The organism is Paenibacillus sp. FSL H7-0331 (assembly GCF_001956045.1).
Genome location: NZ_MRTH01000013.1, coordinates 26,218 through 49,992, shown reverse-complemented (window position 1 = coordinate 49,992; position 23,775 = coordinate 26,218). Strand labels below are relative to the sequence as shown.

23 protein-coding genes and 1 pseudogene are annotated in these 23,775 nt (G+C 46.1%); 7 read left to right on the top strand and 17 right to left on the bottom strand.

Going from position 1 to position 23,775, the window contains the following annotated elements:
• Positions 1–173 precede the first annotated feature (173 nt).
• The 9 genes from BK127_RS19995 to BK127_RS19955 form a co-directional block, all read right to left on the bottom strand.
• Positions 174–998: a carbohydrate ABC transporter permease gene (locus BK127_RS19995; protein ID WP_076233285.1), complete on the bottom strand. Its 825-nt coding sequence runs from the start codon at positions 996–998 to the stop codon at positions 174–176.
• 27 nt (positions 999–1,025) lie between these two features.
• The gene (locus BK127_RS19990) at positions 1,026–1,973 is read right to left on the bottom strand and encodes a carbohydrate ABC transporter permease (protein WP_076233284.1); all 948 of its coding nucleotides are present in this window, start codon (positions 1,971–1,973) and stop codon (positions 1,026–1,028) included.
• 41 nt (positions 1,974–2,014) lie between these two features.
• Entirely contained in the window at positions 2,015–3,403 is a 1,389-nt protein-coding gene (locus tag BK127_RS19985; RefSeq protein WP_076233283.1) for a sugar ABC transporter substrate-binding protein, read from the bottom strand.
• Positions 3,400–4,134, bottom strand: coding sequence for a PIG-L family deacetylase (locus BK127_RS19980; RefSeq protein ID WP_076233282.1), 735 nt, complete (start codon positions 4,132–4,134; stop codon positions 3,400–3,402). Before BK127_RS19980 ends, BK127_RS19985 begins: the two co-directional genes overlap by 4 nt.
• On the bottom strand, positions 4,135–4,461 hold the full coding sequence (locus BK127_RS19975; RefSeq protein ID WP_076233281.1) for a DUF1806 family protein: 327 nt from the start codon (positions 4,459–4,461) through the stop codon (positions 4,135–4,137).
• Between the two features lie 118 nt (positions 4,462–4,579).
• Positions 4,580–5,110: an OsmC family protein gene (locus BK127_RS19970; RefSeq protein ID WP_076233280.1), complete on the bottom strand. Its 531-nt coding sequence runs from the start codon at positions 5,108–5,110 to the stop codon at positions 4,580–4,582.
• 150 nt (positions 5,111–5,260) lie between these two features.
• On the bottom strand, positions 5,261–6,394 hold the full coding sequence (gene solA / locus BK127_RS19965; RefSeq protein WP_076233279.1) for an N-methyl-L-tryptophan oxidase: 1,134 nt from the start codon (positions 6,392–6,394) through the stop codon (positions 5,261–5,263).
• Positions 6,395–6,435: 41 nt separating this feature from the next.
• Positions 6,436–7,446, bottom strand: coding sequence for a TRM11 family SAM-dependent methyltransferase (locus tag BK127_RS19960; protein WP_076233278.1), 1,011 nt, complete (start codon positions 7,444–7,446; stop codon positions 6,436–6,438).
• 229 nt (positions 7,447–7,675) lie between these two features.
• The gene (locus tag BK127_RS19955) at positions 7,676–11,239 is read right to left on the bottom strand and encodes an S-layer homology domain-containing protein (protein WP_076233277.1); all 3,564 of its coding nucleotides are present in this window, start codon (positions 11,237–11,239) and stop codon (positions 7,676–7,678) included.
• Positions 11,240–11,548: 309 nt separating this feature from the next.
• On the opposite strand from BK127_RS19955, the gene BK127_RS19950 reads away from it, so the two are divergent.
• Together BK127_RS19950 and BK127_RS19945 are read left to right on the top strand one after the other, a co-directional pair.
• Entirely contained in the window at positions 11,549–12,490 is a 942-nt protein-coding gene (locus BK127_RS19950) for an AraC family transcriptional regulator (protein WP_076233276.1), read from the top strand.
• Positions 12,491–12,749: 259 nt separating this feature from the next.
• Positions 12,750–13,949 (top strand): MFS transporter, encoded by a 1,200-nt coding sequence (locus BK127_RS19945; RefSeq protein WP_076233275.1) that lies wholly within the window; start codon positions 12,750–12,752, stop codon positions 13,947–13,949.
• Positions 13,950–14,064: 115 nt separating this feature from the next.
• Here BK127_RS19945 and BK127_RS19940 read toward each other — a convergent pair whose 3' ends face one another.
• From BK127_RS19940 to BK127_RS19930, 4 genes and pseudogenes are all read right to left on the bottom strand, one after another.
• Positions 14,065–14,838: an NUDIX domain-containing protein gene (locus BK127_RS19940; protein ID WP_076233274.1), complete on the bottom strand. Its 774-nt coding sequence runs from the start codon at positions 14,836–14,838 to the stop codon at positions 14,065–14,067.
• A gap of 176 nt (positions 14,839–15,014) precedes the next feature.
• Entirely contained in the window at positions 15,015–16,151 is a 1,137-nt protein-coding gene (locus BK127_RS19935; protein WP_144026508.1) for a DUF5780 domain-containing protein, read from the bottom strand.
• Between the two features lie 3 nt (positions 16,152–16,154).
• Positions 16,155–16,223, bottom strand: a pseudogene (locus BK127_RS45695) (zinc-ribbon domain-containing protein); the annotation flags it as partial.
• A gap of 116 nt (positions 16,224–16,339) precedes the next feature.
• On the bottom strand, positions 16,340–16,522 hold the full coding sequence (locus BK127_RS19930; RefSeq protein WP_076233272.1) for a hypothetical protein: 183 nt from the start codon (positions 16,520–16,522) through the stop codon (positions 16,340–16,342).
• 187 nt (positions 16,523–16,709) lie between these two features.
• Here BK127_RS19930 and yhfH point away from each other — a divergent pair, with 187 nt between their 5' ends.
• A complete protein-coding gene (yhfH, locus tag BK127_RS19925; RefSeq protein ID WP_076233271.1) occupies positions 16,710–16,904 on the top strand; it encodes a protein YhfH in 195 nt (64 codons plus the stop codon).
• Between the two features lie 34 nt (positions 16,905–16,938).
• Here the strand turns inward: yhfH and BK127_RS19920 are convergent, their stop codons facing one another.
• Positions 16,939–17,340: a hypothetical protein gene (locus BK127_RS19920; protein ID WP_076233270.1), complete on the bottom strand. Its 402-nt coding sequence runs from the start codon at positions 17,338–17,340 to the stop codon at positions 16,939–16,941.
• A gap of 167 nt (positions 17,341–17,507) precedes the next feature.
• Here BK127_RS19920 and BK127_RS19915 point away from each other — a divergent pair, with 167 nt between their 5' ends.
• Genes BK127_RS19915 through BK127_RS19900 form a run of 4 tightly spaced genes read left to right on the top strand, consistent with a single transcriptional unit; the run spans position 17,508 to position 20,926 of the window.
• Positions 17,508–19,283 (top strand): hypothetical protein, encoded by a 1,776-nt coding sequence (locus BK127_RS19915; protein ID WP_076233269.1) that lies wholly within the window; start codon positions 17,508–17,510, stop codon positions 19,281–19,283.
• A 50-nt stretch (positions 19,284–19,333) separates the two neighbouring features.
• A complete protein-coding gene (locus tag BK127_RS19910) occupies positions 19,334–19,840 on the top strand; it encodes a hypothetical protein (RefSeq protein ID WP_076233268.1) in 507 nt (168 codons plus the stop codon).
• A 39-nt stretch (positions 19,841–19,879) separates the two neighbouring features.
• The gene (locus BK127_RS19905; protein WP_076233267.1) at positions 19,880–20,362 is read left to right on the top strand and encodes a GAF domain-containing protein; all 483 of its coding nucleotides are present in this window, start codon (positions 19,880–19,882) and stop codon (positions 20,360–20,362) included.
• 60 nt (positions 20,363–20,422) lie between these two features.
• Entirely contained in the window at positions 20,423–20,926 is a 504-nt protein-coding gene (locus BK127_RS19900) for a GNAT family N-acetyltransferase (protein ID WP_076233266.1), read from the top strand.
• A 10-nt stretch (positions 20,927–20,936) separates the two neighbouring features.
• On the opposite strand, the gene BK127_RS19895 is transcribed toward BK127_RS19900, so the two are convergent.
• The 3 genes from BK127_RS19895 to BK127_RS19885 all read right to left on the bottom strand — a co-directional run bounded on the left by BK127_RS19895 (position 20,937) and on the right by BK127_RS19885 (position 23,547).
• Positions 20,937–21,983, bottom strand: coding sequence for a hypothetical protein (locus BK127_RS19895; RefSeq protein ID WP_076233265.1), 1,047 nt, complete (start codon positions 21,981–21,983; stop codon positions 20,937–20,939).
• 202 nt (positions 21,984–22,185) lie between these two features.
• A complete protein-coding gene (locus BK127_RS19890) occupies positions 22,186–23,112 on the bottom strand; it encodes an SPFH domain-containing protein (protein ID WP_076233264.1) in 927 nt (308 codons plus the stop codon).
• Entirely contained in the window at positions 23,113–23,547 is a 435-nt protein-coding gene (locus tag BK127_RS19885; RefSeq protein WP_076233263.1) for an NfeD family protein, read from the bottom strand. It lies immediately after the preceding gene.
• Between the last annotated feature and the right edge of the window lie 228 nt (positions 23,548–23,775).

The window sequence follows — 23,775 nt, the reverse complement described above, 5'->3', positions numbered from 1 at the left end:
CGCTGTATTAGGAGCTATGACAACAATGCTGCTGGATTGGCTGGAGAAACGTATCATTCCCTGGAAACACTACCCTATAGAGTGAAACATATAGATTACTATGTTTTACAAAAAGCCCTGCCTATCCAGCACACACTGTCAAGTCATGTGTAATTGGATGGACAGGGCTTTTTCTATCTGAGACCTGTTAAAGTAATCCCGCGTATAATCTGCTTTTGGAAAATAAGAAACAGGATAATTAATGGAAGCACCGAAATACTTGAGCCTGCCATCGACAGCACCCAATTGCTCCGGTCACCATTCTCATTGGAGAAATAAGCCAGACCGACAGGAATCGTTAGCTTCTCGGGCGTCACACTGACAATCAACGGCCAAATGTAGGAATTCCAGCTCGACAGAAAGTTAAGCAGGCATAACGTAGTTATAGCTCCTCCCACCTGCGGTATCGCTATTTTCAACCAAATTCCCCACTCGCCCATCCCATCAATTCTCGCAGCGTCCAGCAGATCACGAGGAATCGATTCCATGAACTGCTTCATTAAAAAGATCCCGAATGCGGTGATCAACCCCGGAAACAATATTCCCATGTAGGTGTCCACCCAACCGACCATATCGGACAACAAAAACCAGGGAATGATCAGCATTTCCGTAGGCACCATCAACGTACTCAAGATGACGATGAAAATGAACTGCTTCGCTCTGAACGTAAATTGTGCAAACACATATCCAGCTAACGTATCAAAGAACGCAACCGATGCTGTGCTAATAACCGCAACGATGAGGCTGTTCAAGAGCCAGCTTCCAAACAGCGTCTTGTTAAAAACATCCAGGATGTGCTGGAAGGTAGGAACTGCCGGAATCAGGCTGAGCGAATAAATTTCTGCTGGCTGCTTCAACGCTGTAGACAGCATCCATAATAACGGGAACAGCACTATGAATGCGCCTGCCGTAAGCAGCAGGTAGCTTAAACCGGTTATGATGATATGGTTTCGTTTCAATCCAATCCCCCATCCGAATCGTCCGTCTTAATATTCAACCTTTTTGCTTACGAATTTAAGCTGTAATAAGGACAGTCCCATGATAACGATGAATAAAATGACCGTTGCCGCAGCTGCCAGCCCCATCTTGTGGTGCTTGAATCCAAGATCATAAATATACAGCACCAATGATTTGGTCGAGTTTAATGGCCCGCCCGACCCGGCTGAGCTCATATTTTTCACCTGGGTAAAGGTTTGTAAATAGGTAATCGTGGCAATAACCAATGAAAACACAATCGTCGGGTTGAGCAGGGGTAACGTGATCCGCCAAAACTTCTGCCAGCGCCCCGCACCATCAATATCCGCTGCTTCATAATAAAGCTGGGGAATTCCTTGCAAGCCTGTAACAAAAATAAGCATTTGAAACCCGAGGATTTGCCAGATCATCACGCCTGTTATTAAATAAATCGCTTGGTCCGGCGAGTTCAAAAACAGCTGTTTGGCAAACCCAAGCTGCGTAAGCAGACCATTGGCGGCCCCGTTAGGAATAAGCACCCAACGGAACACCCAACTGACGGCAATAATGCTGGTCATATAAGGAATGAAATAAATCGTACGAAACCAGCCACGCAGCACAGTTATTTGCTGCAGCAGCAAGGCCACTGCCAATCCCACAATGAGCTGTCCTGGGACTCCGACACCTACATAAATCAATGTATTTTTCAAAGCTTTATGGAACACCTCATCCTGAAACAGCTCGATATAATTGTCCAGCCCAACGAACGGCCTGACACCATCGGAGAGGATATTCCACTCACGAAAGCTGACATTGAACGAATAAAATATCGGGATAATTCGAACAGCTGCGAAGAAAAGAAGCGGTATAAACAGGCTGCCATAAATAAACAGCTGCTGTTTGCGTTTATAGGATAAATTCCGTTTTTCAAGTCTGGCACTACCCGCTGGCAGTACCGCATTGCTCTGAATCTCCTGCATATCTTCACTCCTTCCGGTTCAATCTGCTTGAGCTCTATGATTTATTTCTTTTTGCTCCAATAATCGTCATACAGCTTCTGATTCTTTTTCACCAGATCGTCGAATACCGTTTGAATGTTTTCATTTTTCAGCAAAACACGGTCTGTCGCTTCAACGAAGTTATCCTTCTCCGCCGTCTCATCGACAAAGAAATGCGCGTGTGCATCAGGAAGCTGTTGAATAAACGCTCCAAGCAGCGGGTCCTTCGCATACTTATCCTGCAGCGCAACCTCCTTCTTGGCTGGCAACTCGCCTACCTTATCAACCCATTTCTCCTGTACCTCTTTACTGGTTAGGAATTTCAGGAACTCGGTTGCAGCTTCCAGCTTCTTGCCCTCTACACCCTTCGTAATGCCATTAGCCCAGTAAGAGGATTGCGTTGCTTTATTCTTATAGGAAGGCAGCGGAGCCGTCCCGAATTTCAAGTTAGGAGCATCCTTCTTAATGCCTCCAAGCACGTTCGAGCCGTCTATCGTAATCCCGGCGTGACCGGTTTTAAACGCATTGATGTCCGTCTCATAGAAATCGCGGGTGCCGACTTTGTGTACCAAGGGGATATCCATAACAAACTTGAAGGCCTCTAGCCCGGCAGGTGATGCATTCCACAAATATTTTTTATAATCCGGTGTTGTATCCTGACCTCCTGCCTGATAGATCAAGGCATCCCTATACCAGTGGTGAATCTGACTGTTTGGCTGCCAGGTAATGCCCTCGGTAATAAATTGGCCTTTGGCGTCCTTCTCCGTCAATTTCTTCGCATAATCGATCAGCTCCTCCCAATTGGCAGGTGGTTTGTTAGGATCGAGCTTCGCTTTCTCAAACAATTCCTTATTGTAGTACAAGGCAAGCGTACGTACGGCTGTCGGGACGGCCCAGTATTTCCCATCGATTTTACCAGCTTCAACTACAGGGAAAAAGTCCTTCTTCAGATCAGCTTCAGAAAAACCGTTAGACGGAAGCGGCTGGAGGTAACCGGAGGAAACATATTTGGGAATCCATCCATAGTACAGGTTAATGATGTCCGGGCCTTTGCCTGCAGGCACCAAAGTGGCGACCTTCTCATTATATTGATCGTAAGGGAAGTTCGTATGCTTGACGGTAATATGCGGGTTTTTGGCCTGGAACTCCTTAATCAGATCGTTGACCAGATCGACCTTTGCCGCAAAAGCATACTGCCAGTATTCAATGGTAACCGGCTCCTTCTTGTCACTCTGCCCATCCTTGGTCGAATTGGCTGCAGCAGGAGCTGAGGTAGATGGTGTTGCTGTTGAAGCTGTCGGTACGGCACTTGAGCAGCCTGCAAGGGCGATAGCCGTTGCAGATATGACGGCGATAGCTTTTAAATTGACTTGTATATGTGCTTGTAGAGTCCAGTTGCTGATTAATTTCATGATAGATTCGTCCCTTCATTATATAGAGTGGTGACCGGAGCATCTCCCAACACATCGGCTGCACCTTCACGGGTAAAACGGATAAAATATTCAATCGGACTCACGCCTAGGATGGCTTGTTCATCAGACTGCCAAGCCCATTTGTGAACATCGCTCTGTGAACGATGGGCGCGATAAGTGGATAGCTTTTCCTGCAGGCTGCAGCGAATATTAACCGCAGACACCACATCAGGCGATAGGTCAAAGCCCTTGATTTCATCCCCGTAAGTAATGAAGTACAAATATCGTGCCTGATCAGGTCGGGTTACCGCTTCCAGATAAGCACCTTTAGTCGCCTTGCCTATTGCGCAATGATCAGGATGCCCGCCCAGCTTCTCATGAAAGGTTAGTACGACATCTGGCTGAATATCCTCGATAAAATCGATAATTCGCTGCTTTAAGCCCTCGTATTCCTCAAATTCGACCGTTTTGTCCAAGATGTCGAGGAACTCCAGACGTTGTACCCCCAATGCTCTGCACGCCTCCCTCATTTCTCCCTCGCGCACCCGCCGCATCGACTCGCGGGATACCGTAAATGGACGTTTACCCAGACGCCGGCCCAGCTCTCCCTTCGTAGCGCAAATAACCGTTACCTCGCTGCCCTGCTTTGCATATTTAGCCAGCGTTCCTCCGCATATGAAGCTTTCATCGTCAGGATGGGCCACGACGACCAAAATTTTGTTCACAGACATTCAGCTTGCCTCCTCATCAAAATCAAACGGAAAAAGTCCAATCTGGATCAGCGTAACAATTCTATTCTGCTCATCATAGCTTGCAGCGAACACCCGACCTCTTGCATCCAGACTATAATGGGTAATCGATTCCGTACGAACCCATCCATTATAGCGAAGCCTCAGCGCCAATCGATACGATCCCTCGCCGGATAAATGTGCTTGCTCAATCTCAACACGAATATTGCGCAGCAGGGCCCCCGGATTAACCTCGGTATGCAGGTATACTTCTTTTCCTTCAAAGCTCTTCAATACGTCTTGCAGTTGCTCGAAGTTCACAGGTTCCATCTTCGTCAATTCCTTCTTTCTACCTACGTGATTACACAAAAAAACCGGAAACAACGTACAAAAAAGAGTACGTGATTCCGGTTGACCGGTCAAAATGGTGAATGACTAAGATATACGATTATGATGAATGAAGGACAACCTCGCCTTTAATCGATTGCGGATTTCTCAGCAAGTTAAAAATCGGGCATACACGTTCAACCTGCTCGTGCAGATCGGCTATCTTTTCTGGAGATTCGGAGGAGGTGATATGGAGCTTATAGGCGATATTGTAAGGATAGACTGGAATATCCTCATAACCCGGCTGTCCCGCGAAGGAATGCAATTGTCCGGATACTTCCACCTCCAGGGCATCCAGTGAAACCTGGAGCAGCGCTGCTTGAATTAAGGTAATATGTGTCAGGCAGCTTCCGAGTACGCCGAGCTGCAGCTCCGCTGAGTTCGGACCGAGATTATAGCCGGCGTAATCCTCTGGACTATCGCTGATGACTTGAAAATCACGAATACGAATTTCCCTGACTCCACTTCTGCCCAGTGCCCTTGCCTTGGCATAGTAAGTTTGCGCTGGGATGTCTTCGAGCTGCAGAGCCTTATCTTTCCGGTCCAGGGCCGCCTGCCTTTTCTGCACCAAGTATTCGTTTAACGTGCTCATTCACCATTCCTCCCGAATCCTTACTAAATCACTATGTATAATACGGATTAAGATTAGCATCAATTTCATTTCCAGTCAATAAGTTACAATAAATTTAAACAATTAACAATTCGTAGTATAAAATGATTTAAAAAGAATTTTATACATAAATCAATAAAATCTGGAAAGTGAAAATGGCTTAAGGTGCTCATTATACACGTTGTTCAGCATCCATTCACTGACGGTCTGCCCAATACTACTGGCAAATTTGAAGCCATGCCCGGAAAAGCCTGTGGCGATATACACATGGGAATATTCTGGATGTTGATCGATAATGAAATGCTCATCCGGTGTCCTTTCATACAGACATACACTGCCTTTAAGCAGCTTTCCTTCTGCCTTGGGCATAAATTGCTGCAGCAGCTGACGGAATTCAAGCGCATCCGCAGGTCTGCTTCCAAATGGTGCAGTCGGTTGTCTCCCATCCACGATCTCGCCGCCATCGTGCCTGCCGATTTTCAAGCCTGAACCGGAAAAGCTGGGAAATCCATAAAACTCCCCAAATTCCGTGTTAATATTAAAGCCGGGAAAAAAGCGACTATCGAATACAGCTTGTTCCGCCTTCGGTTCAAACCAGGCTATCGGTTTCCTCACTGCTTCTACAGGAAGCTTCAAGTCAGGGAGTATGGTGCCAGAGCGAGTGCCAGCCGTCAGCAAAAGCTGCCGTCCTACATAACGATCGGTTCGGGTTGACACCTCTACGTGCATAGGCTTATAAGCTATCCGTTCGACGGGGCTGTTCACCAGCAGCTTGGCACCATTTTGAATAGACAATTGCTTGAATGATTCTATGATCGCCTCACAGCTCAATACCCCTCCCCGCTGCTCATACAGACCCCTAAATCCCCTCGGGACGGTAAGTCCAGGCCAACGGTATTCCATTTCCTCCGGTGTCAGCACTTCAACGGGCAGCTCAAATTTCCGAGCCTTGAACTCCTTTCCCTGAGTCAAAGGTGAGCTCTCCGGGTCCAGATTCAACACCCCCGTACGATGGAACAACTGCCGGCCCGCTGCTTGCTCAAGCGCCTCCCATTCTCGTTCAGCATGCAGAGCCCAATGAATATACGCATCCTCACCGCTGTAGGCGTGACGAAAGAGCCGGGTTTCCCCATGATGGCTGCCCTCCTTATGAGGAGGATCAAAAGCATCCAACAGCAGAACGGAAGCTCCTGATCGGGACATATAATACCCTGCACTTGCTCCCATTGTACCTGCTCCGATAATGATAACATCAAATACGGTCATCCTGTTCCCTCCCTATCTGAGTATACAAACAGCATTCACAACTAATAACAGACCAGAACCTGTCTGGAAAAGCTGCCCTTTTTTACTACAGAGCGGTCGGAGATCGTAAATCCGGCTTGAATAACAAGCGCATCGATCGTTTCTGTTGTGACGATAACGGCTTTAGCCGTAAGTCCTCGTAGACTTTCGAGCATAGACAGCTGATCTGATGGTGACAGGACCGAGCATAGATTATAAGGCAGATCCAGTACGGCCGCATCATAGCTCCCAGTTAACGTACGCATATCCTGGAGAGCGACGACATCCGGAAATCCAAAATGGGCTAGATTCATCCGCGCTCCCCGCACAGCAAGCGGATTGATATCCGTTCCAATCATATGAATACCCATAGATAGCGCCTCGATCAGGACAGTCCCGATGCCGCAGCACGGATCAATAGCCGTGATCCCCTCAGGAAAGGGTACTGCGATATTGGCAACCGCGCGCGCCATCCGTGTACTGAGCGCCGTTGAGTATTGCTGCGGCTTGGTATTATGCTTAAGCCAAATGGCTTCATTGGTCATGCACTCACCGAACAGCCAACGTCCATCCAAACAAGTAATTCCAAATAACCTGTCGGGACTACGCATCTCGGCCTTTCCACGAATTCCCGCTCCCACTTCACGCTCTATCTGCCTCTGCTCGTTATAAGGTATAGACTTGTCGAGAGCTGCAAAAACCACTTTGAAGGTTGCACCCTGCAGCTCTATAGCATTCACGGCGGATGCAATAGCTTGAACCGTATCTCCCTCGAAACTCACTGCGAGCCGCTGCTTAATAAATGGACTCCGGCTTGGATCCATACCAATAGAGCTGACCACACAATGGGTGCCCAGGTTAGGCCCTTGGTGATTTAGGCTATATTCGCCTACTCCCTCCGACTCCATGCCGAACAAAGAACGCAGCTCCAACTGACAGAGCTGCGCTTCTTCTTCGTGGCAATTGTACATATACACATAGCTTGGTGCCATACTGTTTGTTACTTTATCAGGATTATACTGGTATTCTTTCATGGTGCACGTTCCATTCTTACGCCCTAGGCCGCAGCCATCAGCCGGTTATTTGGTCAAATTCACAAGTTTACCTACATCCCGCAACTCCAATTTACCAATAATACTACTATAAATGAATTTGCTAGTTCAAGCGAGGTTTAACCTGCTTCAGTACAAATTACGAAGAGGGCTGTCCTTAAAGATCTATTGATCTTATATGGCAACCCCCTCTTTCTTATCCTGTAAGCCTTTAAAGTCCTAACAGGACATATACAATTTTGGCAGCTTCCGCACGTGTAGCATCATCAGAATTGGAACTCGGATCGCTGAAGCTTGAATAAGTCGTCAGGATATCCGCATTCTTGCCAAGAATAGCAGCCGCCTTTTGCGTCATTGCCACCAACTGCTGCTTCGTTAACGTCTGGTTCGGGTTGAAATTCCCTGCTTGATCTCGTTCTACAATACCTTTCCCTGCTGCGGCCACAATGGCCGGATAGTCCACGTAGCCAGCTGCGCTCATATCCGTAAAGACAGTCGGTGTATCGGAGTAATCGTTAGGTATTTGAAGAGCTTTCGCAAGCATGACGGTAAAATCGGCTTTGGTAACAATCGCATCCGGTAAATAATGGCTCGTGGTCCCACCAGCAACAATTCCCTTGGAAGCAACCGTGTTGATAACCGATTGTGCCCAATAATTGGCTTTGACATCATCATAGGTTTTTCCATGGAGTTTCACCACGGTCATCGTATAAGGCTTCAATGTTGTTGTTGTCGAGAACGGATCGACTGGGATCGTAGGGTATGGATTGCTTTTGGGCTCCTGTCTCCATATTGTAAAGTCGTTAACAAGAAAATCAGGCACCGGATCACCGCCATATGACCAGATAGGCATCATTTGCTCACCAGGGAGCGACACCTCTATTTCTTTGTTGGTTCGATTACTGAACACGACGGTTTTGACTCCATTTTCATCGCCTAGACCCCAAGCACCTACGTCATTCACTTTCAGGTCTTTACCATAAATATAATCAGCTGGCATGACATTGTTCATCATTCTGTAATCGCCGGTCGTCATATTCATATCATAATAATATTCGTTTTCTTTCAGTAATTTTCCGATTTCTCTGAAGGTGTAGTAAGGGGGAAGAACGACCATTCCAGCCTTGTTATTAGCATTAAATCGATCCTGTACGACGCCAAAAAATTGATTGTCAATCAGACAATGATAGGCCGAAATCTGGACCTTGCCGGTTTTAATAAAATTCAAAAATCTTTCCATATAATGCATGGCAAAAGCGGGCGTTTTCCCTAAATGAATTCTTCCTTTTTCGGTCAAATTCGTTTCACCACCAAAAATGAGTCCGCTAATGCCGCCATATTCCGTAATCCAAATCTCCTTATTCGGGAATTGCTCAGACTGTGCTTTAATTAATTGGTATCTATTTTCATTATTCACAGCAAGAAAGTCCATGAATTTCTCCTGAGTCAAATTATCAAGGTTATGGATGCCTGTGTATTCATGAGGGATTACAGCATCATAACAATCCGGGTTTGCGGCAATGGTCCTGTTCCATTCTTCCCATCTGACATATCGATTATGAGCGGTGTCGACCAAATCAAGTGGGTCGTTGGGCTTATGCGCGTCAGGGTTGCCAACGATGATCGTCTCTTGCCATTTATCCAAGATAACAATGCCTACTTTAATCGTCGGATCGATTTGCTTAATCGCCGTGTACACTTGTCGAGCTTTATACACGTAATTGGTCACCGACGGGAAAGCATTGCCATAATGATTCAGATAAAATTCATTGCCCATTTCGATTCGAATCGGCTGCTGGGACAGACTACGGATTTGCTGCACCTCATCAATGATATCCTCCACAGACTGATAGGCAACATTGAGCACAAAAGTGCTTGGCAAATTGAGCTCATTAGGGCTTTTAAATATATCATTTAGATAAATGCCATTTTTGCCATTATTTTTACCGTTGACGGAGGTGTACTCGAATCCTGTTGTCACATTCGCATAGCGTGGATCGTTGGCATTGACTAGCGAGCCGTCCTTATACAAATAATAATTGGCCGCTGTACCGTCAGGCACTCGTAAGAGATCTATCCCCAGATCCTTCATCAAGGTAATGTTTCTTGCACTGTACCATTGATCAGATCGACCCAGATCATTCAGTTTGGGATCATTCATGCCATACAGAGCAGATGGAATTGCTTGCTTTTCCCCATACACAGCAAATGAGGCTGTACTATGCGACAACGCTGCGGCCGGAGTGACCGTGACCTGACAAGTTACGATAATGCTGTTATTGGCGGTTACCGCTTGGATCACTGCGCTCCCTGGCGATACAGCTGTAACTGCCCTTGCTTTTGAAACGCTTCCAGTTAGCTTCACGATTTGTTCGTTGCTGCTGCTCCATATGACGCTGTCGTCTTCCAATTCAACATTTTTGGGTTCGTAGATCACTCTCAAATTTTCGGTGTCACCCACACGAAGGTTCATTGTTGTTTTATAGAACTGCAAGCTGTTCAAAATCGGCCCTGTATAAGGGTTATCTGCCGCTGAAGCAAATACCCGCACATCGTCCAAGCTCGGCTTCAATAAATTATGCCCGAAGGTTACCGTTCTTTTGGTGGCTGTGAATAAGCCGGTATATTTGCCCATGGTTTGATAGGCAGTTTCGTCTTTTTTCTTGATTTGCACGATGACCGAATTGCCATCTACCAATAATCGAAAATCGTAACTAACCCCCGACTCTATGATGTAATCAGCAAGCTTCGTCTCGCCAACGATGCCTGATTTGAAAAACGAGATTTTATTGGATTTCACTAATAACGAATCATAATTGCTGCTTTGACTATCGCCAATGTCCACTCTCATGAAAGAGCCTGCCGTGGAAACATCGGGAATCACAAGATTAAAGGTTAAGAGAAATTTCGACCATGACTTGCCCTTGATCCGTGCCTTGGATACGGAATTTGCGTCCTTGGCTACAAACCTTCCATCCACATATTGATAGTTCATATAATTCCCTGGTGCCGCATCCCACTTGGCTGTGGCTGTGGCAAAAGTGTCCTCAAAAACAGCAGGCCATGAAGCTGTTAGTTGGTCTACATCGGGAATTTGCGGGAATTCAGCCTCGGGTGAATAGACCTTTACGTTATCCAAACTTGGCTTTAATAAATTGTGTCCGAAGGTTACCGTCCTTTTCTCAGCTGCAAACAGGTTGGTATACATCCCTATCGTTTGATAGACGGTTTGATCGTTCTTCTTCATTTGTACGATGACCGAGCTGCCATCAACCAGTATTTTAAAATCGTAACTGACTCCCGGTTCCATCGTGTAATCGGCAAGCTTCGTCTCCCCGACAATGCCTGATTTGTAAAATGATATTTTATTGGATTTCACTAATAATGAGTCATAATTGCTGCTTTGGCTATCACCTAGGTCAACCCTCATGAAAGCGCCTGCTGTGGAGATATCCGGAATCACGAGATTAAAGGTTAAAAGAAACTGCGACCAATTCCTGCCTTTGATCCTTGCTTTTGAACTGGCATTAGTATCTTTGGCTACAAATCGTCCACTCAAATACTCATAATTCATATAGCTGCCAGAGGGAGCATCCCATTTGGTTGTTGGTGAGGTAAAAGCATCCTCAAAGACTACTGGCCATGAAGCAGATACTTGATCGACATCAGGAATTTCTGTAATTTGTGCAGATACTTGCGGCGGCATTGCGATGATGACACTAAATAATAAAGTGAAAACCATACAGACACTCACGAATCTTGAGAAAACCTTCATTTTCCATCCTCCCATTCGTATCTCAAGGAATTAAAACGCTTACATAATTGCCAACCAAAACAAGCTCTCGCCTAGCCCATACGTATTATCCCCCTTTACCTTGCGTCCCGTGACATTGACATACCGGGTCCAGATGGTCATTGCTGATCAAATGAAGCTTCTTCATTCTTGCAACCTCCTTATTAACGAATGTAATGGTTTCGTCTTAATTGTGAGGCTATTAAGCTTCCTTGTACATTTCTAATTAACACGAATATTTGTCTAATTATGATATGATTACAACATAATCTGAAAGTGAGGTCATGATAAATGGATGTGGAAGAACTAAAAAGTCTCTTACCTCCAGTCTTTAATCAGATCTGTCAGGAAATAAGAATTAACGATGCTATCATCGAATGGGTTGATATCATTTTCGAGCAAATCGGTACAGCCAGCAAGTGTCCTCCCCACGCTCATACATGGTTTGAGTTCAACTACATATTATCCGGACAGATGGTGACGTGGTTTGGCGACGAGTTTGTCAAAGTTGGGGAAGGCGAATTCTTCCTTATCCCTCCCGGAACGATTCATTCTCATTCCTACACTCGGGGGAATCCACATGAGGGGATATGCTTTAGGTGGCGTATTCGTTGTACAAGTACGGAGATAGAGGATGTGCAAGGGGAGTCTTTTTGTAAACGCCTGCAACAATTGCATACATGGAAATCCGGCTCTTATCGGGATAATGGTAGTCTGCATGGCATGCTGGAGCAATTCTTTCACGAAGCTCTGACGGGTCAGTCCGAGCTGGCGCTTCAGCTTCTGCTCATTCATATTCTTGAATATCTCTGCCTGCTGCAGCAGTCCATGAAGGGGCAGGTGTCCTCATTCAAAACGGTCAGGGACCCCTTGGTGCGGAAAGTGGAGGTCTATTTAGAAGATTTTCAAAGCAATCGTCTGAACGTAGGCGAGCTGGCTGCTTCCCTGCACATGAGCTACGGTCACCTGTCTCGTCAGTACAAGAAGCTTACTGGACAAACGATCGTCAATCGCATGAACCATATTCGCTTGGAGAAGGCCAAAGAATTAATGAAGCTGCCAAGTCTCCGCATAGCCGAAATAGCTGAACAAGCTGGCTTTGCTGATTTATGCTACTTCAGCAGAGCCTTTAAAAAGCAATACGGGGCGAGCCCTCAGAACTATCGGAGGCAACAGGCTGCTACTTCCGCAAATGTGCCGCAGCCACTTGCAAACGGAGATTCTCTCCCATAAGCATCAGCGTATAACTCTGTGATAATCGTATCTATACGCATTAGGTTAATCCGTCGGGAATGCCATCATGTTCCTACCGCTTATTCTCGTATTCCCGGTGCAACTATTTCTAAAGTCGCACTGTTTACTTTTTCTTTATAAGAAATATCTTGCTTATACTCTCAAAAAATTTAATAATATGAAACAGGTCTTTTGAAAGGTACTGCAGGATTACGATTGGAGCTTTATTATTCACCGCAGAAAGGTTGATATTGACATCATGGAATTATCTCAACGAGTTACCAAGGAACAAGCGACCAAAGGAACGTTCCCCATCTCTATACTTTCTCTTACCGTTGGTGCCTTTGCCATTGGAATGACTGAATTTGTCATCATGGGTCTTCTGCCTAATGTTGCAGAGGATTTGCATGTCAGCATCTCATCTGCAGGACAACTCATTACCATGTATGCCCTTGGGGTAGCAATCGGTGCCCCTATACTGACCGTACTCACCCACCGAATCCCGCAAAAGAAACTATTATGCCTGCTTATGGTTTTATTTATTCTCGGCAACGGAATCTCTGTTTTCGCGCCTAGCTATGCGGTTATGATGGGAGCCCGTATAATAACCGCATTGACGCATGGGACATTCTTTGGTGTTGGGGCTGTTATCGCCTCCAATCTTGTACGTCCTGACAAACGTGCCGGGGCCGTATCCATTATGATGGCTGGTCTAACCATTGCAAATATTATCGGTGTTCCGCTGGGGACATTTATCGGTCAACACATGGGGTGGCGATCTTCATTTGGTGCAATTGCTATCATGGGAGTCATAGCCTTGATTGGTATCCTTATCTTCATACCACAAATCCGGCAAGACAAACCAGCTAGTGTCTTCCTGCAAATTAGATCACTTATCAGGCCTAAGCTGCTTCTATACCTGCTGATCGGAGCACTGGGCAACGCCGGCTTATTCAGCGTATTTACTTATATTACGCCACTGCTTACGCAAGTCACCGGTTTTGCCGAGCATAGTGTAACTTGGATATTAATCCTATTCGGCTGTGGAGTGACCCTTGGCAACATCGTCGGAGGAAAACTTGCAGATTGGAAACTGATGCCATCCGTCTTAGGACTCTACTTTACGATATGTGTCCTCCTTACCCTCTTCACCTTTACCATCTATAGTCCAACAGCTGCTGTATTGACCATCTTTCTGTGGGGAGCTGCTTCCTTCGCTGTGTTTCCAGGGCTGCAAGTACGGGTTATGAGCCTTGCACAGGCGGCGCCAGCGCTTGCCTCTACCTCCAGTCATTCAGCTGGTAATCTGGGAAATGCAGCCGGTGCTTTCATTGGGGGATGGGTCATTACTCATCTGGCTATAACATCCCTCCCTTGGGTTGGTGCCGTGCTCGTAGGGCTGGCTCTGATTTTGGGAATTGCTTGCTATATCGCAGAACGCAAGCACGTTACGGCGTAATTCTTTTCATACCCTGATACAAACAGCCTCTGCTTCGATGAGAAGTAGAGGCTGTTTGCAGCATACGGAATTCGGAGGGCTTTGGTTGGACACGGAAACAGATCACATCCATGAACTAGCTGTATAAGGAAAGCCTTGGCATGCTTCCTGTGAATCGATACAGCTGTGCGGCTCGCTGTGAAAACTCATTGGACTTCTTAGGTTCTCCCTTAGTATCCAGCACAGGCTCCAATACGCCGCTGCGGCTCTGGGTCGATTTCATTTTACGAATAAAATTGGCTTCCTCAAAATCAGGCACTACCGTCTGAATCACCTGATACAGCTCGCTGAGCGTGAACTCGTCGGGAAGAAACTCTTTGGCAATCGAGGTGAGCAGCATTTTGCTGCGAATCTGTTCCACGGCGTCCTGAATAATCTGCTGATGGTCAAAAGCAAGTTCAAGTCCAGGTCGCCCCAGCTCATTGACAGCAAACAGCCCTACATCTGCCGCATCATCAGCCGCTTTGCGCTGAGCCAGAAAATCCTCGTGCACGAGAGCAAAAAAAGCATGTGAAATAATCCACCCCCGCGGATCGCGCCCCGGCTTGCTATACACGTTAAAATATTCCATATGGACATCCCTGACACCCGTCTCTTCTTCCAGCTCCCGTCTTCCCGTCTCATACATCGATTCCTTGTCATTCGAGAAGCCCCCAGGCAGCGCCCACATCCCCTCGAAGGGCCAAAGCTTGCGCTTGATCAGCAGCACCTTCAACTCCCGCTTGGGCAGCGACTTGGTTGTACGATTGGTATGCTCAGCCGTTATTGTGAAAATAACAATATCTGCAGGCGCACCGTCCGGCGTGCGATATTTTCCAGCTGTATAGCTTGAAGCGTTCTCTTCTGTCATAACGCTCTCCCCTTATATTCAATTCGATATATTCATTATGACATTTATAAATAATTTGTCAATCTATTTCTATTGTACCAAAAAGCACCCAGTCGTTCCTTGCATCGAAAAAAAGCCCTGGATTACCTACAAATGTAGATGATCCAAAGCGTTGTTCCCAAGATGGTTTCGAATTTTCAATCATGTAATGGTTTTTCTTTGTATTCTGCTAACCAGTATTCGTAATAAGGATTAGTCCACTTGGAACCGTCATAATATTCAACCTCTTTTACGCAAGTAAGCACGGTTTTTATACCATGAGATTCATCCAGATTCCATCCGCTTTTCTCACCAAAAGTTGCTTTGGGTATAATATTAACATTAGGAGCACTGCCCACAAATTCGAAGGATGCATCTGAAAAACTAAATTGTGTTTTAATCTTAATAGGTAAACCATTGGAGTCAAAAGCTAAACTGGATACAATCAAATTTTTTACGGTTTTCTCCGTATTATTTCGTATAATGATCTGAATCATGTCTGGATATAATGATTTAAATCTTGAATCTTGGACAACAATACTGCCTTTTTCAGCAACAACCTCTTGACTAGCTTTTGTTTCTTCCATCTTCTTTTTTCGCTCAATTGCTTTCTTTTCATCGTTCAGTTTTCCATAGCTAGCCTTTTTTGCAGAAATATCCGAATCATTGGGTAAAATTGCAAGTGCATCATTTAAAACACTGAGCGCCTTATCATAATTGGTGCTGCTTGATAATTGTTCTGCATCTTTTAATGCTACGGTTTTATATTCGGTAGTATATTGAGAAATTAGCTCTTGTGCTTTCCCATAATTTTCATCATCAGTAATCACCTTTTTAAACTCACTAATACCCTCTTTTAAATTTTTACTCCCTATAAACTCTTGCCCTTTTTTAAATGAAGTTCTTGAATCGTTCAGTTTATTAATAATACTTGTAGTTGTCTCCACTTCAGGTTTAAGCAAGTCTAACTTCTTAATGGTTTCTATAGATGTAGTTGCTTTCTGGTAGTCGACACTATTGCTTTTGAAATTTTGAGTCGTTTTATTCAATTCATCCTTAATGAAACCTTCAATTTTCTTTTCATCTTCAAGATTGCCTTTTATCTTTTGATTAAATACAATGCTTGCTTCTATATACTTATTGTCTTCCACTGCCCTTTTGAATTTTGAAACTGGATTATTCACTAAAATGAACGTAGTTCCTGCAATAATGACAACAAGTAAGCCGATACCCGCATACATGTACCATTTTTTAGTATTCTTTGGGACGACAATTACTTCTTTATTCGTACCCATTCTTGATCCACATTTATTGCAAAACAAACTATCTTCGAGCACTTCGTTTCCACACTGACTACAGTTATTCAAACGAATCCCCCTTAACTATACACTTTGACATAATAATACCATATTCGCCAAATATAGGTCTATAGTTTTGGTCGCTCTTAACTTTTATAGTGCAATAGTAATAATGCAGCCTGTGCCTACTGCTTGTCCCGTATTTTTTTAGCGATAAATTCAATGATTCCCGAAATCATAACAACGAGCGATAACACGCCCAATGCGTAAGGGGCAACCAGAGGAATGACTCGCAAATCAGAAATATGAATCAACCGCAAAAATAACGGGTACATCAGCATCAGGATGATAAAAATGATCAGTTTCATCAGGCTCTCCTCTAACACAGCTGTAGGAATATAGGGGGCTTTCGACAACTTCAGCGTGTATTCATCAGCGATAGTATATCATTCGTTACGCTTATTCGACAAATTGGAAAATAGTTTTTGAAGCGCTTACATTTAATCTTTCATTCGTGTTATAGTAGAAGTATCATGAACAAAGGGAGTGAATCGCATGTTAATGCGTACAACCGAGTTTTATGAATCGTTACCCGCCAAATGTTGTGATACGTGCAGCGAGAAGATGGAAGAAATGGCCGATTGCTACAGCAATACCTGTACCAAATGCCAGGGCCTGACCTTTTATCCACTCAGTCCCTTGTCAACCTCAGGAGCTTTACCCATCCGCAGCAATCCATACATCGAGTAAAGCTCAAACGCCCAGATCCCAGGGCGTTTTTTTGTTAATCCACAACCCGCGCAACCTGTCCCCCGCATTCCGCGCAGGCCCCTTTAAGAACCAGACCGGATCGTTCACTATATATTGTATAATCACGAATGAGAACAGCTTTGGCGCACTTTCCGCACCAGACATTTTCGACGATGGCCTCACGGATATTAGCTGGAATTTCCATCCATTCTTTCCACACGTTCAGTTGTACGACGCTTGTGCTTTCTTTATGATCCTCATTAGGGAAAATCGTCAGAATGACCGGACCTTCCTTCAGCTTGGAGCCCAAATACTCCTGAACCTCTTCACTTCTCTTATAGCTTTCCACCAAAAGCTTCATCATTTCCTGCTTTGACAGCTGATTCAGCTTGCTTTTTAGCTCTGATATTTTCATCTTCGCTTTTTTGTCGCTCATCGGTCTCACCTGTCCTTTAGACTATTGTACCATGCCGTGAATACAGCGTTAAGTGGTTGTGCTTACCATGAGCAAAAATGCTGATTCGGGTAGACAACGCAAGGGTATAAACGGTATATTGTGAGTGATTCCTAATCAGGTACAATGTGGAAAAGCGAGGAAAACCTATGACATTTCAGTATGGCTCTAACGATCCGCAAATTAAAAATCCGTTTAAACGGGAAGGCCTTCTTTATCTCGCAAGCGGTACGATAATCCTCCTGTTAGGCGTACTGTCGCTTTTTGCTTTGCGCAATCAAATGGTAGAAACCGGTCAGGCTGCAGGATGGCTGAATCTGGTTATTTGCCTGATTTTGCTTGCTGGCGGCGTCGCTTATGTAACCAAGGGTTTGATGCAGATTTTTCGCTTCTATGTCGGCCGGGGTATTCCGTCCAGCATTAGCCGCAATGTGGCACGAAGTGAAAAACATGTCTTTGAAGCTAATCTGGTTTACCAGCCTGAAGAGCTGGATCAAATGCTAACCGGAAGGAAAAATATTACGTTTCGAGAGCCTTCCACACTGCTGGATCGAATGATCTACAGTATATTTCCGAAAATGATCTTTTTGCCCTACTCCATGCGCAATTTCATGCATGTCCTTATTCAAAATACGGGTTATTCCTTGATCGCCTTACTCTTTTACTGGCTGGCGCTGCTGTCGGGTTCACTGGGTCTGACCCAATTGTCCCAATCATCCTTCAGCAGCTGGCTGGGAATTGGGCTGTCCGTTGGTTTATTACTGCTGTGGCTGTTCAACAAGCTCTCCGCCAAGCATACGAACAGCTTTCGTTTATTAGGAAGTAAGGGCAGTATCGTATGGGTGATTGTCCTTAGTATTCTCGTTCCCGCCGCAGGAGAGCTGGCCATTCGACAAGGTATTGAATTTCCGGATGCGCCTTTTCATCCAGTTCTGCATCTGATTGCGCTTTATCTGATCATACCGCTCCTTGCAGCAGCGAGCATCGTCTTGGCCAAATTCCGCTCCGAGCTGTATGAGCCAATGACCGAAATATCGGAGTTCCGCGAGCATTGGCAGGAAAATGTACACCCCAAGGATTTTTTCAGATCGTTAGATATGGAGCTTGCCAATCTGCGGTATAAGGAATTTCCGAATCGGGTTTACCGTGAGCTCAGCCCGAACCTGAATATGGAAGGCAGTATGGATAAAGGCAGCTTCGTCGGCGACACCATTCAGGAAACTCAGCCTGTTTATGAGGAGATTGCTTATCCACCCTTGTTTCAACAGCTGCGGCTCTACATAGCGATAGCTGGACATGTACTGGTTGTGCTGTCTGCCGTATTGTTATTCTTTCTCAATCGTCAGTATATCGATGGTCTGGTCTGGAGCCGCTTGTTTGACGGGATCTATTTTCCGCTTTTACTGTGGATATTCGGCAGCGCGGCTCAGACTCTTACCCACCTCTACTGGGCGGAAATGCATTTTACAAGCTACCTGATTCATTTCCAGGGTGAAGGCACCTATACCGAATCCAAGCTGTCCGTAGGCATGGCGATCACTGATTCGACGCGAAGCGAGAACACAGTCGTCCGCACCTCCTTCAGTCCCTGGCTGTTGGTCACCCGATTGGTCACAAGCACACAGGCAAGCTCCGGTTCGGGCAATCTGGCAGGACCTCGTTTTGTGACCAGTATGCATAAAGCGGACGATTTACTGGACCACCTTGTAGGCAAAATCCGGCGGTATCTCGGTGAACGTGAAATCATCGCCACGACGGTTTCGAATAAGGATTTGCAATCGATTCAAACCTTGTATGCCTTCAACGAAGCTGCTCCATCCAAGCAAGCCGCCACAAATCTGGAAGGGCCGGAGCTCAAGAAGTCCATTAGCCGCAGCGGTGATACAGACCAGGATGGGCGCAAGGATGAGGACGGCGAGAAATAATCACAACCTGTGCAGAGTCAGAAATCGTGAACCTGGGGTGAGATGAGAGAATGTGGAGACTTTCTATGCTCGTACTGCTCGTTGGGCTCTTGACGCTAATAGTGATCGGATGCAACAAAGAGATCACCGTTGATGAACAAACAGCCGCAGCCTACGTCAAGGCACAAGGTTATACCATTATGAAAAGTAACGGTCAAATCGATACTTATACGTTAGAAAAAAGTAAAATATTCGGGCCTATGGAGTCGACGCCCTATCAACAAGCATGGGGGGTACAAAAGGTCGAGCCCGATCCGTATTTTGGAAAAGCTATAACCGTATACGGGTTCACAGTCGCCAACCATCCATTGGAAAAGATATACCACTCGAACACAAAAGTTTCGATCATACTCTGCGAAGGTAAGGTGATTGGCGGCACTTCATTCCCTGATGATAATGGAGCCATGATGCGGGCGGGTGCGCCTTACTCGATAGACGGCAAAACTCTGGAGGAAGTCACCGGTATGACTTTTAAGGAATGGATGGCAAATTGGAAAAAGAAGTACGGCAGTTCATAACATAACAATAATTAGCAAATCTTTTAGGAGGTCGATTTCATGTTTCAACCCAAGCATTACGAAGGGAGTCCGGAGGAACGGTATACCCTGCTGCTGCGCCAATTGGATGCTTTAATTGAAGACGAGCCGGACCTTATCGCCAATCTCGCTAACGCCTCCGCTCTTCTCGGGCAATTTCTGGAAACCATTAACTGGGTCGGCTTCTATTTGCTGAATGACGCTAACACACTTGTTCTCGGACCGTTTCAGGGCTTGCCTGCCTGCACCCGCATTGCCTACGGTAAGGGAGTATGCGGAACCGCTGTTGCACACAAACACACGCAGCGTGTGGATGATGTCCATCTGTTTCCGGGCCATATTGCGTGTGATGCTGCTTCAAGGTCAGAGCTCGTCATCCCCTTGTTCCGCCAAAACAACCTTATAGGTGTGCTCGACATCGACAGTCCTGTAGAAGCCCGATTCACGGAAACGGACCAGTATTACCTGGAGCAGTTTTGTCAGCGCCTGACAGCTGATTCCTGAGTTGAACGGCAAGAATCCGCCGAATGATCATTATCTGTTTGGACAAATGGAGGCCTACACATGCACAATGAATACCAGATCGTGGACGCAATGCTTGAGGATTTGGATACCATTATTGAAATTTATAACTCAACCATAGCCGGTCGACAGGTAACCGCAGATTTGGAGCCAGTGACTGTGGAAAGCAGACTTCCATGGTTTGAGGAGCATTCTCCCGATTTCAGACCTTTATGGGTGGTGAAGCATGAGGATCAAATAGTCGCGTGGTTGAGCTATCAGTCGTTTTACGGCAGACCTGCCTATAACGCAACAGCAGAGATCAGTGTCTACATCGCGGAGTCTTACAGGTCGAAGGGGCTCGGAGGCCTGTTAATCGCAAAAGCCATCGAGGAGGCTCCCAGACTCCACCTACATACTTTAGTCGGTTTTGTATTCGCACATAACGAGGCGAGTCTGGCGCTTCTCCGCAAATTCCAGTTTGAACAATGGGGGTATATGCCGCGGATTGCTAATTTGGATGGCATCGAAAGAGATTTGGTCATTTTGGGAAAAAGACTTGATTAATGTTAGGTCACTATTGTTCCGCCGCGATGTCCGGGTTCGCTAACAGAATTGCCTCTGTGGTGTCCCAGAGTCGGGGCAAGAACTCGATCACATCCTCGGCACGGCGGAGGAGCGTATCCGTAGAAGTGATGCCGAGGTCGTTGATGATCGCATTAAAGGCTGGACGGTGTGCATCCAACAGTTCCGGCGGGGCGTCTGCGGCCAGAATCTTGTGGCAGCGGGCAAAGGTTGCGACGATCCAGAAGACCGCTTCACGATGATTACCGGCCTGTATCAGCTCACGGCTTCCGTCAATTGCGACTGATCGCGTCGTGGTGGTGATGTCGGTGCTGAAGAAGAACGGTGTTTGGGCCACGGCCGCAGCGGCGTCGAAGGTTTGTTCTAGCTCAGTGAGATGATGCTCAACACGTTCAGGTGTCAGGTGAGCGCAGCCGAGCAAATTCAGCAGCTCCAAGTATAGGCCATCATGGCCATAATCCATAAGCACTTTGCGCGCGGCAAGATAGCGCAGCCGCACAGTGGGATTACGAAGGGCAGCCACCAGCAGGACGTGCGTGGTCACGCCTGTCGGAAATAACCAGGACGTCACCAGATCATGCAGTGGGGCCGTGATGTCGATGGTCCGCAGCCCATTCTCGATCCTTTGCCGAACGTTATCACATCGACGGCGCACCCATACCCGATCAGCAAAATGGCGAGATACCTCTGATTGCAAGCTACGCAAATGTCCGGTAGGGTCGGCAATGATCGTATCCACACGAAAGCTGCCTGCCAGGTGATAGGACGTCAGAACCTCCTCGACCGAGGCGAATTGCTTCCAGGACAAATAAGTAGCCTCTAATAGCGTGCCGCGGTAGATGAACTTCCCCAGCTTAAGAGGAGGCTCATCCTGTGCGGTGACGATCACAACGTCTATGTCGGAGGCCGCCGGCAGCTCTGAGTCATCTGACAATCCGATCGTCGAACCACTGAAATACGCACCTTGAAACCCATCCTCCCGACTGGCGTGCTGCAGGACCCAATCAGTCGCAGCAGCTCTTGCAGACCCGACTCTCATAGACAACACACCTCACTTGCACCAAGCTTTAAATCCTTAGGATTTGCCATATAAACTACCTCCAGCGAAATTTTGAATACGATTCAACCTGATAGTTTATGATACAAAGATTTCAACAAAAAAGAGCCGCATCTCGTTAAGATACAGCCCTTTTTTTGCTTGATTCTACCTAATTATGCTTCATCTTGTGCTGTGAATCCAGTTACTCTTTGGCTCTAAAAATTTCCCCAATCGCCCCGATACTTCCAAGCGTTTCAATAGCTTTGGTAGGAATGAATATTTTGTTGGCAGGTCCCTTGGAAATCTCGCTCAACGTCTCTAAAGAACGGTACGCTAGCACGTTCTCGTCAAGTCCTGCTGAACGCAGCAGCTCAATCCGATTTTTCTCCGCTTCGGCAATCGCCTGGATCGCCTTTGCCTGTCCTAATGCCTCGAGCTCCTGAGCTTGGCGTAATCCCTCGGCTTGACGAATTCTAGCTTCCTTATCCCCTTCAGCCTTGAGGATTTTCCCCTGCTTGTCGCCTTCTGCCCGTAGAATCATATCCTGCTTGGCAGCCTCCGCTTCCAGAACAATCGCACGTTTACTACGTTCTGCCTTCATCTGTTTGTCCATCGACTCTTGAATATCGAGCGGCGGTTGAATATCGATAACTTCGACACGCTCGATACGCACGCCCCATTTTTCCGTTGCTTCATCAAGTGCGATCCGAATTTCGCTGGATATTTTCTCACGTCCGGATAAGGTTTCATCCAGCTCCAGCTTACCAATAATTTGTCTCATGGTCGCTGTACTAATATTACGAACCCCATACACATAATCCGAAATTCCATACGTAGCCTGCTCAGGACCGACCACCTGATAAAAGATGATCGTATCGATCTTCACCTGAACATTATCCTTCGTGATCACCGTTTGCGGTGGAACATTCGCCTGCTGCACACGTAAATCGTGATGTACACGTACCTGATCGACAATCGGGATCAAAATATTCAGTCCTGGCGTCAACAGTCGGTTATATTTCCCAAGTCTCTCCACAACGGCAACACGCTGCTGCGGTACGATTTTAACCGTTAATGCAACAAAAACAATGACAAGAATCAAAATAATAATAGCAACAGTAGCAGCCATTTATGAAATACCTCCCCATTTTTGTACTTCTATTATTGTATTACCCCGCTCGACAACAATGACAATTTCATCCTTTAACAGCTGTTCATTTGAAGAAGCACTCCAGGTTTCATTGCCTACCTTCACAATCCCATGCTTGCCTGGTTCGATAGTCTCCAGCACAATCCCCTGCTTGCCAATCATCTCGTCAATAACGTCCTTAAATCCTCTGGATGTACGAAAGCGGCGTGTGAGCGGTTTCGTAAAAAAGGTGAGAACTAGAGCTGTCAGACAACCTGCCAATATTTGCAGCACAAATGCATCAGGAGCTATCCAAGCCACAGCAGCAGCCACAACCGCGCCTAGTCCAAGCCAAAGTAAGTAAAATGTGAATGTCAGCATCTCCACAACCAGCAGTATCCCGCCAATGATGAGCCAGATCGACCATAATTCCATTTTATACACCACCCCTCTTGCCTTCCTAATTATCGTTCATTAGTGCCTTACACTAGTTTATTCGCTAGCAAGTAACTTCTTTCCTCTTTTCTATGGAGAAATAGTGCAAATTTACCAACAGATTGCGACAAGTTGCATGAATATTCGCTACCAGAATCCAGGAATAGGTCATCAACACAAGTCATGGGGTCCTATTTCAAGCTAAACGCAAATAACGCGTCGATTGCG

Excerpts from the sequence above, each read along its gene's own strand:
- BK127_RS19990 (WP_076233284.1), bottom strand. The coding sequence starts at position 1,973 with ATGCAGGAGATTCAGAGCAATGCGGTACTGCCAGCGGGTAGTGCCAGA.
- BK127_RS19985 (WP_076233283.1), bottom strand. The coding sequence starts at position 3,403 with ATGAAATTAATCAGCAACTGGACTCTACAAGCACATATACAAGTCAAT.
- BK127_RS19980 (WP_076233282.1), bottom strand. The coding sequence starts at position 4,134 with ATGTCTGTGAACAAAATTTTGGTCGTCGTGGCCCATCCTGACGATGAA.
- BK127_RS19975 (WP_076233281.1), bottom strand. The coding sequence starts at position 4,461 with ATGGAACCTGTGAACTTCGAGCAACTGCAAGACGTATTGAAGAGCTTT.
- BK127_RS19970 (WP_076233280.1), bottom strand. The coding sequence starts at position 5,110 with ATGAGCACGTTAAACGAATACTTGGTGCAGAAAAGGCAGGCGGCCCTG.
- solA (WP_076233279.1), bottom strand. The coding sequence starts at position 6,394 with ATGACCGTATTTGATGTTATCATTATCGGAGCAGGTACAATGGGAGCA.
- BK127_RS19960 (WP_076233278.1), bottom strand. The coding sequence starts at position 7,446 with ATGAAAGAATACCAGTATAATCCTGATAAAGTAACAAACAGTATGGCA.
- BK127_RS19955 (WP_076233277.1), bottom strand. The coding sequence starts at position 11,239 with ATGAAGGTTTTCTCAAGATTCGTGAGTGTCTGTATGGTTTTCACTTTA.
- BK127_RS19950 (WP_076233276.1), top strand. The coding sequence starts at position 11,549 with ATGGATGTGGAAGAACTAAAAAGTCTCTTACCTCCAGTCTTTAATCAG.
- BK127_RS19945 (WP_076233275.1), top strand. The coding sequence starts at position 12,750 with ATGGAATTATCTCAACGAGTTACCAAGGAACAAGCGACCAAAGGAACG.
- BK127_RS19940 (WP_076233274.1), bottom strand. The coding sequence starts at position 14,838 with ATGACAGAAGAGAACGCTTCAAGCTATACAGCTGGAAAATATCGCACG.
- BK127_RS19935 (WP_144026508.1), bottom strand. The coding sequence starts at position 16,151 with ATGGGTACGAATAAAGAAGTAATTGTCGTCCCAAAGAATACTAAAAAA.
- BK127_RS19930 (WP_076233272.1), bottom strand. The coding sequence starts at position 16,522 with ATGAAACTGATCATTTTTATCATCCTGATGCTGATGTACCCGTTATTT.
- yhfH (WP_076233271.1), top strand. The coding sequence starts at position 16,710 with ATGTTAATGCGTACAACCGAGTTTTATGAATCGTTACCCGCCAAATGT.
- BK127_RS19920 (WP_076233270.1), bottom strand. The coding sequence starts at position 17,340 with ATGAGCGACAAAAAAGCGAAGATGAAAATATCAGAGCTAAAAAGCAAG.
- BK127_RS19915 (WP_076233269.1), top strand. The coding sequence starts at position 17,508 with ATGACATTTCAGTATGGCTCTAACGATCCGCAAATTAAAAATCCGTTT.
- BK127_RS19910 (WP_076233268.1), top strand. The coding sequence starts at position 19,334 with ATGTGGAGACTTTCTATGCTCGTACTGCTCGTTGGGCTCTTGACGCTA.
- BK127_RS19905 (WP_076233267.1), top strand. The coding sequence starts at position 19,880 with ATGTTTCAACCCAAGCATTACGAAGGGAGTCCGGAGGAACGGTATACC.
- BK127_RS19900 (WP_076233266.1), top strand. The coding sequence starts at position 20,423 with ATGCACAATGAATACCAGATCGTGGACGCAATGCTTGAGGATTTGGAT.
- BK127_RS19895 (WP_076233265.1), bottom strand. The coding sequence starts at position 21,983 with ATGAGAGTCGGGTCTGCAAGAGCTGCTGCGACTGATTGGGTCCTGCAG.
- BK127_RS19890 (WP_076233264.1), bottom strand. The coding sequence starts at position 23,112 with ATGGCTGCTACTGTTGCTATTATTATTTTGATTCTTGTCATTGTTTTT.
- BK127_RS19885 (WP_076233263.1), bottom strand. The coding sequence starts at position 23,547 with ATGGAATTATGGTCGATCTGGCTCATCATTGGCGGGATACTGCTGGTT.